Genomic DNA, 12,839 nt, shown 5'->3' on the forward strand with positions numbered 1-12,839 from the left:
GGCGTGTGTCAGCCGCGCGGTCCGTGGCCCGGCCCGTGGCCGCGGCCGCCGCGGCGCGCCATGAACTCGCGCACCTTCTGCTGCTGCTCCGGGCGCAGGCTGTCGTAGAAGTCCGCCATCGCGGCGATGACGGCCGGGCTGGCCGCCTGGAGGGCCTGCGCCTTCTCCTGCACCAGCGACTGCGCACGGGCGCGGTCGAAGGTGCTGCCCGCCACCAGCGCCTGCATCTCGGCGCGCGGGTGGGTGGTGCCGCCCATCACCGCCTGGCGCTGCGCCTGCAGCGTGCTGGCGAGGGTGTCGAGCTTGGCCTTCTGCGCGGCGTCGAGCTCGAGCTTGGCGGCCACGCGCTCGACCATCCGGGCGCGGTGCTTCGCGCGGTCTTCGGGGCTGTGCTGCGCCCAGCCGCCGTGGCCTTCGAAGCGGTGCGAGCAGGCGGCCAGACCGCCGAAGAGGACGCTGGCGCCGAAGACGCCGACGAGGGTGCGTTGGATCCAGGCTTTCATCTGTGGCTCATCGAGGAAGTTGCGATGGGGCCATGGTGTCCGCCGATCAGGGACGTGTCCTTTCGGCACGGTATCGGCGTGTTGCGTTTCTTTTCAACGGGAACGGCCGCGCCGTCGCCGGGGCCGTTCAGCCGATCTTCTTCAACCCGTCGCGAAAGCGCGCGGCGTTGCCCACGTAGTGCCGGGCGCTGCGCTCGAGCCCGGCGATCTGCTCGGGCGACAGCGTCTTCACCGCCTTGGCGGGGCTGCCGATGATCATCGAGCCGTCGGGGAACTCCTTGCCCTCGGTGACCAGCGAGCCGGCGCCCACCAGGCAGCCCTTGCCGATCTTCGCGCCGTTGAGCACCACGGCGCCGATGCCCACCAGCGAGCCGTCGCCGATGGTGCAGCCGTGCAGCATCACCATGTGGCCGATGGTCACGTTGTCGCCGATCGTCAGCGGCTTGCCGGGGTCGGAGTGCAGCACGCTGTTCTCCTGGATGTTGCTGTTGCGGCCGATGCGCACCGTGTCCGCGCTGTCGCCCCGGACCACCGAGCCGAACCACACGCTGGCGCCTTCGTCCAGCGTGACGTTGCCGATCACCTGGGCGCTGTCGGCCACCCAGGCGGTGCTCGCAATGCGGGGCCGGAGGTCGTCGAGTTCATAGATGGCCATTCGGCATGCTCCTGTCACGAGGCCCACGCCCCGATCACGCCATCCTAGCTGCGCCTCGCGCGCGGCAGGACCCAGCAAAAGCCGCGGATCCGGCTGCGCCGGTCCGCTGGCGAACGGCCCCCTCGGGGGGTAGCGAGCGCCAGCGAGCTTGGGGGCTCAATACAACACGCGGCACCGGATCGTGCCAGGCACGCTGCAGAGCTGGCTCAACGCGGCATCGCTGGTGGCGCTGTCGACGTCGATCACCACGTAGCCGACCTCGTCGTTGGTGCGCAGGTACTGCGCGGCGATGTTGATGCCGGCCTGCGAGAAGCGTTCGTTCACATGGGCCAGCACGCCCGGCACGTTGCGGTGGATGTGCAGCAGCCGGCTGCGGCCGGTGTGCTCGGGCAGCGCCACCTCGGGGAAGTTGACGGCCGAGACGGTGGAGCCGTTGTTGCTGTAGCGGATCAGCTTGGCCGCCACCTCGCGGCCGATGTTGGCCTGCGCCTCGGCGGTGGAGCCGCCGATGTGCGGCGTGAGGATCACGTTCTCGAACCGCGTGAGCGGCGACTCGAACACCGCGTCGTTGCCCTTGGGCTCGACCGGGAACACGTCGATCGCCGCGCCGGCGAGGTGCTTGCGCGCCAGCGCGTCGGCCAGCGCGTCGATGTCGACCACCGTGCCGCGCGACGCATTGATCAGATGGCTGCCCGGCTTCATGCGGGCGAGCTGCGCCGCGCCGATCAGGTCCTTCGTGCCCTCGGTCTCCGGCACGTGCAGCGTCACCACGTCGGCGGCGGCGAGCAGCTCGTCGAGCGACGCGAGCTGGCGCGCGTTGCCCAGCGTGAGCTTGGCCTCGATGTCGTGGAACACCACCTGCATGCCGAGCTGCTCGGCGAGCACGCCGATCTGCGTGCCGATGTGGCCGTAGCCGACGATGCCCAGCGTCTTGCCGCGCACCTCGTAGGAGCCGGCGGCGCTCTTGTCCCAGCCGCCGCGGTGCTGCTGCGCGTTCTTCTGCGGGATGCCGCGCATCAGCAGGATGGTCTCGGCCAGCACCAGCTCGGCCACGCTGCGGGTGTTGGAGAACGGCGCGTTGAACACCGGCACGCCCTGGCGCATCGCGGCCAGCAGGTCGACCTGGTTGGTGCCGATGCAGAAGCAGCCCACGGCGGCCAGCTTGGGCGCCTGCGCCAGCACCTCGGCGGTGAGGTTGGTGCGCGAGCGGATCCCGAGGAAGTGCGCGTCGCGGATCGTCTCGACCAGCGCATCGCCCGACAGCGCCTTGGGCGACGTGACGATCTGCGTGTAGCCGTCGGACTGCAGCGCCTCCACCGCCGTGGCGTGGATGCCCTCGAGCAGCACGAACTTGAGCTTGTCCTTGGCGACGGAAAGGCGCTGTGTCATCGGTGAATGCGGTTCGGAAAGGGGGCCGTGATTGTGGGCAATGGTGCTTGACTGCGCCGCCGGTGGGGCCATGCGGCCTTAGCCGTTGCGCTTGATCGTCAGCGGCCCGAAGGACTGGCAGTTGGGCATCATCGAGATCGCGTTGATCGTCACGTGCGGCGGACGCGAGGCGAGCCAGTGCACCGTCTCGGCGATGTCCTCGGCCGTCAGCGGCTGCGTGCCGGCATAGACCGACGCCGCCTTGGTGTCGTCGCCGTTGAAGCGCACGTTGGAGAACTCGGTGCCGCCCACCAGGCCGGGCTCGACGCAGGTGGCGCGCACGCCGGTGCCCACCAGGTCGGCGTTCAGGTTGTGGGTGAACTGGTGCACGAAGGCCTTGGTGGCGCCATAGACGTTGCCGCCCGGGTAGGGCACCTCGCCGGCGATGGAGCCGATGTTGATCACGCTGCCGCGCCGGCGGGCCACCATGCCGGGCAGCACGGCCCGCGTCACGTTGGCGAGGCCCGCGCAGTTGGTCGCGATCATGCGCTCCCAGTCGTCCATCTCGGCCTGGTGGGCCGGCGCGAGGCCGAGCGCGAGGCCCGCGTTGTTGACGAGCACGTCGATCTCGGCGAACTCGGCCGGCAGCGCGGCCAGGGCCGCGGCGGTGGCCGGACGGTCGGTCACGTCGAGCGGCAGGGCCAGCACGCGGCCCGGGTGGCGCGCGGCCAGCGCCTCGAGCCGCTCGACGCGGCGGGCGGCGGCGATGACGCGGGCGCCATCGGCCAGGAAGCGCTCGGCGATGGCCAGGCCGAAACCGGCGCTGGCGCCGGTGACGAGTACGGTGGTCATGGGCAGGTCCTCGGAATGCGGTTGCGCCGCACTGTAAAGCGGGCGCCGCGGGGCGGGCGTCAGCGCGGCGTGGGCAGCCGGGTGCGCATGCGCCCGAGCAGCCCGGCCAGCTGCGCACGTTCGTCCTCGGTGAAGCCGGCGACCAGCGAGGCCGCCAGGCGCTTGCGATGCCGGTTCATCGTGCGGTTCGCGGCCTTGCCCGCCTCGGTGAGGCTGAGCCGCCAGCAGCGGCCGTCGAGCGGGTCGGCTTGCCGCTGCAGCAGGCCGGACTGCACCAGGTGCGCCACCATCCGCGTGACCTGGGCCTTGTCCCGGCCGGTCTCCAGCACGAGCTGCTGCTGGGTGAGGCCGCTGCCGGCCGCCACGATGGCGAGCAGCCGCAGCTCCAGCGGGCTCGCGGCGATGCCCTGCTCGCGCAGCGCCTGCTGCATCCAGGCGCGATAGCCGCCGAAGAGGCTGATCACGGGTTCCAGCAGGTCGTCGTCGGGGCTCGGCGTGGCGGGCATGAGGGCGTCTCCGTGGGGCTTCTTGTACCGGACGAGCCCGCATCATATAGAGGGCATACCGTTGATGTGATCAACCAATTGCCCTGCCGAACCACGCGCGAGCGTCAGGCGCCGCGCAGCGCGAACCGCCCGCCGGCGCCGGGTTCGTCCATGCCGCAGAACGCGAAGTCCACCTCCGGCCTCTGGCCGCCGACGATGTCGGCGATCGCGCGGCCCGAGCCGCACGAATGCGTCCAGCCGAGCGTGCCGTGGCCGGTGTTGAGGAAGAGGTTGTCGATCTTCGAGCGGCCGATGTAGGGCACGTTCGACGGCGTGGCCGGACGCAGCCCGGTCCAGAAGCGGGCGTTGCGGCCGTCCGTCATGCCCGGGAACAGCTCGCGGGTGCGGCGCACGATGGCCTCGCAGCGCACCAGGTTCAGGCTGGTGTCGTAGCCGTTGAGTTCGGCGGTGCCGGCGATGCGCAGGCGGTTGCCCAGGCGCGAGAAGACGAGCTTGTACTCGTCGTCCGTCAGCGACACGGTGTAGGCCTGCGACGGGTCGATCACCGGCAGCGTGACCGAGTAGCCCTTGGCCGGGTAGATGCGCAGCGCGATGCCCAGCTGCCGCGCGAAGTCCGCGCTGAAGGAGCCCATGCAGAGCACGAAGCCGTCGGCCTCCAGGCGGCTGACGATGCCCTGCGCGTCCGCGACGCGCACGGCCGCCAGGCGCTGGCCCTCGCGCTCGACGCCGACGATGCGCGTGTCGTGGAGGAAACGCACGCCCGCGGCCTGCGCGTGCAGCGCCAGCGCCTGCGTGAAGGCGTGGGCGTCGCCCGACTCGTCGCTGGGGGTCATGCTGCCGCCGACGATCTTGTCGCGGCACTGCGCCAGCGCGGGTTCGATCTGCACGCATTCGTCGGCGGTCTTCATGTCGAGCTCGCAGCCGTGGTCGCGCATCACCTGCGCCGGCGCCTGCGCGGCGTCGAACTCCTTCTGGCTCGTGTAGAAGTGCAGGATGCCCTTCGCCAGGTGGTCGTAGGGCAGGGCGAGCTGCTGGCGCAGCTGCTGCAGCGTCGTGCGGCTGTAGAGCCCGAGGTTCACGATCTGGCGGATGTTGTGCCGGGTGCGTGCCGGCGTGCATTCACGCAGGAACTGCAGGCCCCACAGCCATTGCTGCGCGTCGGGCCGCAGCCGGAACAGCAGCGGCGCATCCTCGCGGGCGAGCCACTTCAGCACCTTCAGCGGTGCACCGGGGTTGGCCCACGGCTCGGCGTGGGAGACGGAGACCTGCCCGCCGTTGGCGAAGCTGGTCTCCAGGCCGGCAGCGGGCTGCCGGTCGACCACGGTCACCTCGTGGCCGGCCTGGCGCAGGAACCAAGCCGAAGTCACGCCGGTCACGCCGGCGCCAAGAACGATCACTTTCATCTGAACCTCTGGGTACGCATCGTCGGGAGGGAACGAGCGGTGACTGCCGCGCGCCGGGGCGTGCGGCCATCGGGCCTCTCGTGCCGCTCCCGCTGTCCTCGGTACCTGAGAGATTCCGCGGCGGCCCTTCACGGGCGGCGCGCGTTGCTCCTTCGGTGGAAGCCCCGGGGGGCTTCGCTCTCCAGCGTCGGCCAACTTCGGATTCAGTACGGAGCCTGAGCGTGCATGGGAGGTTGCGCCTTCGGCGGCATGCACGGGTGCATGCGCTCTCCTGAATCCAGCGGGCATTCTAGAGTTGCGATCGCCGCCGACGGCGTGTTGTCCGACACCCGGCCAGGGTCGCTTGCGGCGACACTCGCCCCCCGGACCGCCGTTGGCGGCTCGGGATCGACAAGGAGAAAACCATGAGTCGTACGTTGCTCGTGCTCGCCGTGCTGGCATTGACCGCCGGCTTCGCGCTGCTGAACTGGACCGCCTTCGCGACGCCCACGTCGCTGTACCTCGGCTTCACGACGGTCGAGGCGCCGCTGGGCCTGATCATGCTGGGCCTCGTCGCGCTGCTGAGCGTGGTGTTCGTGGTCTGGGCGATCTCGCTGCAGGCCACGCTGCTGATGGAGCAGCGCCGCCTCAACAAGGAACTGCAGGCGCAGCGCGCCCTGGCCGACACCGCCGAGGCGTCCCGCTTCACCGAGCTGCGCAGCTTCATCGCCGCGGAAACGCTGCGCATCGCGCAGTCCACCGAGCAGACCCGTGCCGCGCTGGTGCAGCGGATGGAGCAGTTCGAGGACCGCCAGCGCACGGCCTTCGAGCAGAGCGCCAACGCGGTGGCGGCCTCGCTGGGCGAACTCGAGGACCGGCTCGAGCGCGGCCAGGCGCTCACGAGCCCGGCCCTCGCCGACCGCTCCCGCTTCTGACACCGGCGTTCGCGCCGCAACCCGCCAGCCCCCGCCCGCCATGACCGCCCTGATCGCCGGACTGCTGTTGTTCCTCGGCCTGCACTCGGTGCGCATCTTCGCGCCGCAATGGCGCAGCCGGCAGATCGCCGCACGCGGCGAGAAGGCCTGGAAGGGCCTGTATTCGCTGGTGTCGCTCGCGGGGCTGGTACTGATCGTCTGGGGCTACGGCCAGACCCGCGCGGCACCGATGTGGCTGTGGGTGCCGCCGCTCGGCATGCGCCACGCGGCCGCGTTGCTCACGCTGCTGTCGTTCATCCTGATCGCGGCGGCCTACGTGCCGCGCAATGCGCTCAAGGCCCGGCTGCACCACCCGATGGTGCTGGGCGTCAAGGTCTGGGCCTTCGCCCACCTGCTGGCCAACGGCACCGTGGCCGACGTGTTGCTGTTCGGCAGCTTCCTGGCGTGGGCGATCGTGCTGTATGCCGTGTCGCGGCGGCGCGACCGCGCGGCGGGGGTGACCTACCCACCCGGCACGGCGGGCGGCACGCTCCGCGCCGTGGCGGCCGGTGCGGCGGCGTGGGCCGTGTTTGCGTTCTGGGCGCACGAGTGGCTGATCGGCATCGCCCCGCTCGGTTGACGGCAGGCGCCGGCCGGTGGTGATCGCCCAGCGCGGGGGATGGCGCACGGCGCTGCCGCGTGCGCTCGGCGTCCTGCTTGCGCTGCTGCTGCTGGGCTACGGCGCCGTCCTGGCCAAGCTGTGGTGGGGCCAGGAAGGGCTGATCTTCCAGCCGACCCCGCTGCCGGCCACCCACCGCTTCGCGCTGCCGGCGGACGTGCACGAGGTGTTCGTCGACGTGCCGGGGGCCCGTCTGAACGCGCTTCACCTGCGCCGGCCGGATCCGCAGGGGGTGGTGTTCTTCCTGCACGGCAACGCGGGCAACCTGGAGCGCTGGTTCGTCAACCTGGACTTCTACCGCGCGCTGAACGTCGACCTCTTCATGCCCGATTACCGGGGCTTCGGCAAGAGCACCGGGGCGATCGAAAGCGAGGCGCAGCTGCTGGCCGACGTGCAGGCCGCGTGGCAGGCCATCGCACCGGCCTATGAGGGCCGCCGCGTCGTGTTCGTGGGCCGGTCGCTGGGCACAGGGCTCGCGGCCTCGCTCGCGGCAGCGCTGCCGCCGGAGCGGCGGCCGGACGCCCTGGTGCTGATCTCCCCGTACCGCAGCATGGTCGCGATGGCGGCCGAGCAGTACCCGCTGGTGCCGTCGGTGCTGCTGCGCTATCCGCTGCAGACCGACCTGGCGCTGGTGCAGCTCGCGGGCTCGCGCACGCGGGTGCAACTGCTGCACGGCGACCGCGACGCGCTGATCCCGCTGGCGCACAGCGAAGCGCTGGCGAAGGCGCTGCCGGGCGTCACGCTGCAACGCATCGAAGGGGCAGGCCACGGTGACCTGCAGTCGTTCCCCGCCTACCTGGATGCACTGCGCGCGGCGATCCAGCCGCCGTAACCGGCCGCGGCCGCGTCACCGGGCGGCGCCGTACCGTTGCGCGCCGTTGCGCTGCAGCTGCCAGTCGCGGTGCATCATCTGGCGGGTGTAGGGCGCGTCGCGGCCCGCCAGGCCGATCGAGATCGCCGTGACCCAGTCGTGCGTGCGCGAAGCCGGCGCGCCCGGCACCGCCACCAGCAGCCAGGCGCCGAGCAGCAGGATGAGCTTCTTCGGCGCGCTCGTCCTGGGCATGTGCACCAGCGACAGCGCCGCCACGCTGGCGCCGGCGCCGAGCAGGAAACCGGCCCAGCTTTCGGACGGGGAATGGGCGTACACCTCCACGCGCGACACCGCGACGAGCGCGGCCAGCGCGAGGCCGATCCCGACGGCGGGCCCATGCCAGCGCGGATGCGCCGCGCCGACCGCCTCGCGCGCCAACAGCGGCAGGATCGCCGCGGCGAACATCGCATGGCCGGAGATGCCAGTGAAGTCCAGCGGCGCATAGCCGATGCCCCAGCCGATGAAGGCGATCTTGGTGACGGTGGTGATCGCCGCCGCGACGCCCGTCGCGCCCAGCCAGGTCAGGGCGACGCGCGGAGCCCGGGCCCGCAGGGCCAGCCAGGCGGTGGCCGCGAGCAGCGCCGGCAGCAGCAACTGGGCTTCACCCAGGCGGGTGACGGTGTTCCAGAACAAGGTCATCGATCGCGTCGGCAACAAGAAGGCCGGCTCATGGCCGGCCAGAGCTTTGGGGGAAAACCCGGAAGCTTACTTGCCGCCCAGCTGCTTTTTCAGGTCTAGGCCCACGCCTTTGTTGACAAATTGCAGCGTCGCCACTTTGGACAAGTCCACCTCGCCCGGCTTGTAGAGGCCGGCCCTGACCATCTTGTCGTGGAAGTCCTTGATGCGTTCGGGCTTCATCGCACCGATACCCAGCGTCAGCGCGTCGCCGGAGTCGACGATGCCGAGCTCCTTCATCAGCGCGACCGACCGGCCGATCATCTCGTCGGTCATCTCCGGGTTGTCGCGCTTGATCAGCGCATCGGCGCGGCGGCGGTCGCCGTAAAGGTAGTTCACCCAGCCGAGCACCGAGGCGTTGACGAAGCTGCTGATCAGCTCCGGCTGTTGCTTCACCGTGTCCAGCCGCGCCTCGATGGTCGTGCTGTAGGTGCTGTAGCCGTGGTCGGCGAGCAGGAAGGTCAGCGGCTTGAACCCGCCCTGCTTCTCGATCGAGATCGGCTCCTCGACGGCGTAGCCCTGCTGGATGCTCTTCTTGTCGGCCAGGAAGGGGCCGAGGTTGTAGTTGTAGGGCTTCAGCCGTTCGTCCCTGAAGCCGTAGTCGGCTTTGAGCCAGCTCCACCACGAGAACTGGGCGTCCTTCGCGATGAACGCCGTGGGTGCGTTCTTCAGGTCCGCGAACTGGCCATAGCCCTGGCCGGGGTGGGCGAACAGGGCCTGCGGATCCTTCTGGAACATCGACGCGACCACCACCACCGGCACGCCGTTCTTCACGTTGTCGAAGCTGTGCAGCAGGTTGCCGGTCATCAGGAAGTCGATCTTGCCGGCCGGCAGCAGCGGCCGGTTGTTGACCTGCGGCCCGCCCTGGCGGATCTCGACCTCCAGGCCCATTCGCTTGTACGTGCCGTCGGCGACCGCCTGGTAGAAGCCGCCGTGGGCGGCCTGGGCCTTCCAGTTGGTGGCGAAGACCACCTTGGTCTGCGCCTGGGCGGCGAACGCGGCGAGGCACAGGGCGGACAGAGCGAGGGCACGGTACGGCATGGTGGAAGCGCGTGCTGGAGGTGCGCGACTATAGCCAGCGGCGCGGCGTTCGTAACAGGACGCCCCGCCGGCAGGGCGGGTCAGTCGAGCGGGCGTTCACTGTCGTGCCAGCGCCCCAGCAGCCATCGCGACAGCAGCAGCGTCAGCCCGTACAGCGCGATGCCGGTCAGCGAGACCAACACCAGCGCGGCGAACATCTTTGGAATCTCGGTGCGGAAGCTCGCCTCCAGGATGCGCGAGGCCAGCCCCGTTTCCCGCCCGGCGGCGCCCGCGGTGAACTCCGCGACGACCGCGCCCACCAGCGCCAGCCCGGCCGCCACCCGAAGCCCGGCGAGGAAGTACGGCAGCGCCGAGGGCACCAGCAGGTGCACCAGCGTCTGCCACGGCGTGGCGCGGTACAGCCGGAACAGGTCGCGCAGCCGCGCGTCCGCGCTGCGCAGGCCGACGACGGTGTTCGCGAGGATGGGGAAGAACGCGACGATCCAGGCGCACAGCAGCAGCGCGGCCGTGGTGCTGTCGACGAAGATCAGGATCAGCGGCGCGATCGCGATGACGGGGGTCACCTGGAGCACGACGGCGAAGGGGAACAGGCTCAGCTCCACCCAGCGCGACACGGCGAACAGGCCGCCCAGCAGCACGCCGCCGAGCACCGCCAGGGCGAGCGCGCCGAGCGTGATCTTCAGCGTGAACCACCAGCTCGCCATCAGCGAGCCGGCGTGGGCCCACAGCGTCTTGCCCACCAGCACCGGGCCGGGCAGCAGGTACTGCGGCAGCTCGTAGATCCGCACCGCGGCCTCCCAGCCGCCCAGGGCCGCCAGGGCCACGGCGGCAGGCACCACCCAGCGCAGCCACCGCGGTTCCGGCCGCCGGGCGGCACCACGGTCAGCGGGCATCGGCGCCCTCGGTGGCCTGTTCGAGGGCGGCGGCGACCTCGGCGCAGGCGCGGGCATAGGCCGCCGTTGCCCGGAAGCCGGCGTCGCGCGGGTAGGGCGCGTCGACGGTGATCTCCCGGACCACCCGGCCGGGCCGCGCGCCCATCACCACGACGCGCTGGCTGAGGAACACCGCCTCGTAGACGCTGTGCGTCACGAAGAGCGCGGTGAAGGCGTCGCGCTGCCACAGCCCGAGCAGCTCCTGGTTCAGCCGGAAGCGGGTGATCTCGTCGAGTGCCGCAAAGGGCTCGTCGAGCAGCAGCAGCGAGGGCCGGGTGACCATCGCCCGCGCGATCGAGGCCCGCATCCTCATGCCGCCGGACAGCTCGCGCGGCAGCGCGCGGGCGAAGTCGGCGAGGCCCACGGCCTGCAGCGCCTCGCGCACCGCCGCGTCGGCCGCGGCGCGCGGGGCGTGGCGCAACCGCAGCGGCAGGCGCACGTTGGCCTCCACGCTGGCCCAGGGCATCAGCGTGGGATCCTGGAACACGTAGCCGACGCCGTCCGCCGGCCGCTGCACCTGGCCGCTGCTCGGCGCGTCCAGCCCGGCCAGCAGGCGCAGCACGGTGCTCTTGCCGCAGCCGGAAGGCCCAAGCAGGCTGACGAACGCACCCGGTGCGGCCTGCAGGCTCACGTCGGCCAAGGCCTGCACGCCGTTGGCGTAGCGGCGGCTGACGTGTCGAAGGGCGATGGCCGCGGCACTCACCGCGCGGCGGGCCGCTGGCGCGCCAGGCGGGCGGGTTGCAACTGCAGTCCGGTACGGCGTCTCATAGCAGGCATGATGCCGCAGCGGGCCATCCCTCATTGGAGGCCCCTACATTGCAGCGCCCGTCCCATGGCCGCGCGCGCCACCATTGCCTAAGGTCAAAGAGCCACGGGCCCGAACGGCCCGCTCGGAGGTTCCCATGTCGCTGAACCCGGAAAACAGGCCCTTCCGTCCTGCCGCCAAGTGCTGCTACGACTTCATCCTGCCTCGCAACCTGATGCGCCCGCGCCCGCAGGCGGTGGGCGTCGGCGGCCGCCTGCGTGCCGTCGGCATCCGCGGCACCAACTGGCTCAACGGCTCGACGCTGCGGGTGCGCTTCATGGGCGGCACGGCGGCCGAACAGGCCGTCGCGCGCGAGCAGGCCGGCTGGTGGCAGGCGGTGGCCAACCTGCGCTTCCAGTTCGACAACGCACCCGATGCCGAGATCCGCATCAGCTTCGACGCCAGCGACGGCGCCTGGTCGACCATCGGCACCGATGCCCGCAGCGTGCCGCTGAACCAGGCGACGATGAACCTCGGGTTCCTCGATGGCGGCACCGCGGCGCACGAGTTCGGCCATGCCATTGGGCTCGGCCATGAACACGCGAACCCGGACGGCGGCATCCAGTGGAACGAGCCGGCGGTGATCGCCGCCCTCGCGGGCCCGCCCAACTTCTGGGACGAGGCGACCGTGCGCCACAACGTCTTCAAGAAGTATTCGGTCGATCAGATCAACGGCACGGAGTTCGATCCGGCGTCGATCATGTTGTATGCGTTCCCGGCGGAATGGACGCTCAACGGGGTCGCCACGCAGGCCAACGAGACGCTGTCGGCGCTCGACAAGGCGTTCATCTCCGGCGCCAAGATGTACCCCAAGGCCAAGCCGGGCATGGAGGCGGCGATCGCGCTTGCCGTCGGTGGGCCGCGCCTGGAGGAGAACATCGGGCAGCCCGGCGAGGAGGATGTATTCCGCTTCACGGCGGACCGGGAGGCGTCCTACGAAATCGACACCCGCGGCCGGACGGATGTCTACATGAAGCTTTTCGGGCCGGGCAGCCCGACGGCCTTGATCGCGGAGGACGACGACAGCGGCTACGGGCTCAACCCGCGCATCTCCGCCGAGCTGATGCCAGGCGAGTACTTCGTCCAGATCCGCCACTACGATCGCAGCAGCGGCACCGGCCGCTACACGATCGGCGTCAAGCGGCGGTGATCAGGCGCGGCGGCGCTGCAGCAGCGTCATCCAGCCGATGCCGCTGCCGGTGCGTGCCTGGACGGCCGTGGCGTGCAGCGCCTCCTCGGCCTGGTGCTCGAGCCGCAGGTTGAGGCCGAACTCGGCCCCCATGTCGGCCGGATCGAGGGGCTTCGGTGCGGGCGTGTTCTTCCAGCGGCGAAACAGCAGGGAGCGGGCGGTCGGAGCATTCATGGCGGCAGCCTCGGCAGGGTGTCGTTGCAGTGTGAATGTGAACCGATCGTCAACGCCTCGTGAATCCCGAGGTCGATGCGACACACTTCACACCCCCCGAATGCCTGGGGGTTGGCTGTCGCGCAGCGTCCACAGGCCGATCGAGGGCATGCCGCCCATCGTCGCGATGCGATGTGTCAGGTCTGCGAAGACTGAAGCTTGTATGTTCAGACCAGACCGGCACGGTAGAGTCTGAACGCCGTTGAGGCGGCCAGACCGGCCCGTGCAGTTTGGTAGCGGCTGGGGTGATCGAG

At 70.7% G+C, this 12,839-nt stretch carries 15 protein-coding genes and 1 riboswitch; of the genes, 4 read left to right on the forward strand and 11 right to left on the reverse strand.

What is annotated here, in order from left to right; translation table 11 throughout:
* Window positions 1-8: 8 nt before the first annotated feature.
* The 6 genes from V4F39_RS23510 to V4F39_RS23535 form a co-directional block, all read right to left on the reverse strand.
* Complete coding sequence (locus V4F39_RS23510; RefSeq protein WP_332292505.1) at window positions 9-503, reverse strand: Spy/CpxP family protein refolding chaperone; 495 nt, start codon at window positions 501-503, stop codon at window positions 9-11.
* Window positions 504-630: 127 nt separating this feature from the next.
* Entirely contained in the window at window positions 631-1,158 is a 528-nt protein-coding gene (locus V4F39_RS23515; protein WP_332292506.1) for a gamma carbonic anhydrase family protein, read from the reverse strand.
* Window positions 1,159-1,314: 156 nt separating this feature from the next.
* A complete protein-coding gene (serA, locus tag V4F39_RS23520; protein ID WP_332292507.1) occupies window positions 1,315-2,547 on the reverse strand; it encodes a phosphoglycerate dehydrogenase in 1,233 nt (410 codons plus the stop codon).
* A gap of 78 nt (window positions 2,548-2,625) precedes the next feature.
* The gene (locus V4F39_RS23525) at window positions 2,626-3,378 is read right to left on the reverse strand and encodes an SDR family NAD(P)-dependent oxidoreductase (RefSeq protein WP_332292508.1); all 753 of its coding nucleotides are present in this window, start codon (window positions 3,376-3,378) and stop codon (window positions 2,626-2,628) included.
* A 59-nt stretch (window positions 3,379-3,437) separates the two neighbouring features.
* Window positions 3,438-3,884, reverse strand: a complete 447-nt coding sequence (locus V4F39_RS23530) for a MarR family winged helix-turn-helix transcriptional regulator (RefSeq protein ID WP_332292509.1) — start codon at window positions 3,882-3,884, stop codon at window positions 3,438-3,440.
* A 104-nt stretch (window positions 3,885-3,988) separates the two neighbouring features.
* A complete protein-coding gene (locus V4F39_RS23535; RefSeq protein ID WP_332292510.1) occupies window positions 3,989-5,287 on the reverse strand; it encodes a D-amino acid dehydrogenase in 1,299 nt (432 codons plus the stop codon).
* A 194-nt stretch (window positions 5,288-5,481) separates the two neighbouring features.
* Window positions 5,482-5,571, reverse strand: a riboswitch (glycine riboswitch).
* A 120-nt stretch (window positions 5,572-5,691) separates the two neighbouring features.
* On the opposite strand from V4F39_RS23535, the gene V4F39_RS23540 reads away from it, so the two are divergent.
* From V4F39_RS23540 to V4F39_RS23550, 3 genes are read left to right on the forward strand one after another with little or no spacing between them, the layout of a single operon-like run.
* Window positions 5,692-6,201 carry a LapA family protein gene (locus V4F39_RS23540; protein ID WP_332292511.1) on the forward strand — a complete coding sequence of 170 codons (510 nt, stop codon included), beginning with the start codon at window positions 5,692-5,694 and terminating at the stop codon, window positions 6,199-6,201.
* Between the two features lie 40 nt (window positions 6,202-6,241).
* Window positions 6,242-6,820, forward strand: a complete 579-nt coding sequence (locus tag V4F39_RS23545) for an NnrU family protein (protein WP_332292513.1) — start codon at window positions 6,242-6,244, stop codon at window positions 6,818-6,820.
* A 16-nt stretch (window positions 6,821-6,836) separates the two neighbouring features.
* Window positions 6,837-7,691 (forward strand): alpha/beta hydrolase, encoded by an 855-nt coding sequence (locus V4F39_RS23550; protein ID WP_332292514.1) that lies wholly within the window; start codon window positions 6,837-6,839, stop codon window positions 7,689-7,691.
* Window positions 7,692-7,706: 15 nt separating this feature from the next.
* On the opposite strand, the gene V4F39_RS23555 is transcribed toward V4F39_RS23550, so the two are convergent.
* The 4 genes from V4F39_RS23555 to V4F39_RS23570 all read right to left on the reverse strand — a co-directional run bounded on the left by V4F39_RS23555 (window position 7,707) and on the right by V4F39_RS23570 (window position 11,081).
* Entirely contained in the window at window positions 7,707-8,369 is a 663-nt protein-coding gene (locus V4F39_RS23555; RefSeq protein WP_332292515.1) for a phosphatase PAP2 family protein, read from the reverse strand.
* A 66-nt stretch (window positions 8,370-8,435) separates the two neighbouring features.
* Window positions 8,436-9,446 (reverse strand): ABC transporter substrate-binding protein, encoded by a 1,011-nt coding sequence (locus V4F39_RS23560; protein WP_332292516.1) that lies wholly within the window; start codon window positions 9,444-9,446, stop codon window positions 8,436-8,438.
* A gap of 80 nt (window positions 9,447-9,526) precedes the next feature.
* Window positions 9,527-10,339, reverse strand: a complete 813-nt coding sequence (locus V4F39_RS23565) for an ABC transporter permease (RefSeq protein WP_332292517.1) — start codon at window positions 10,337-10,339, stop codon at window positions 9,527-9,529.
* A complete protein-coding gene (locus tag V4F39_RS23570; protein ID WP_332292518.1) occupies window positions 10,329-11,081 on the reverse strand; it encodes an ABC transporter ATP-binding protein in 753 nt (250 codons plus the stop codon). Before V4F39_RS23570 ends, V4F39_RS23565 begins: the two co-directional genes overlap by 11 nt.
* 199 nt (window positions 11,082-11,280) lie before the next feature.
* On the opposite strand from V4F39_RS23570, the gene V4F39_RS23575 reads away from it, so the two are divergent.
* Window positions 11,281-12,333 carry a M12 family metallopeptidase gene (locus V4F39_RS23575; RefSeq protein ID WP_332292520.1) on the forward strand — a complete coding sequence of 351 codons (1,053 nt, stop codon included), beginning with the start codon at window positions 11,281-11,283 and terminating at the stop codon, window positions 12,331-12,333.
* Here V4F39_RS23575 and V4F39_RS23580 read toward each other — a convergent pair whose 3' ends face one another.
* Complete coding sequence (locus tag V4F39_RS23580; protein WP_332292521.1) at window positions 12,334-12,546, reverse strand: hypothetical protein; 213 nt, start codon at window positions 12,544-12,546, stop codon at window positions 12,334-12,336.
* Window positions 12,547-12,839: the final 293 nt, after the last annotated feature.

It is taken from the genome of Aquincola agrisoli (assembly GCF_036621135.1).
Taxonomy (GTDB): Bacteria; Pseudomonadota; Gammaproteobacteria; order Burkholderiales; family Burkholderiaceae_C; genus Aquincola; species Aquincola agrisoli.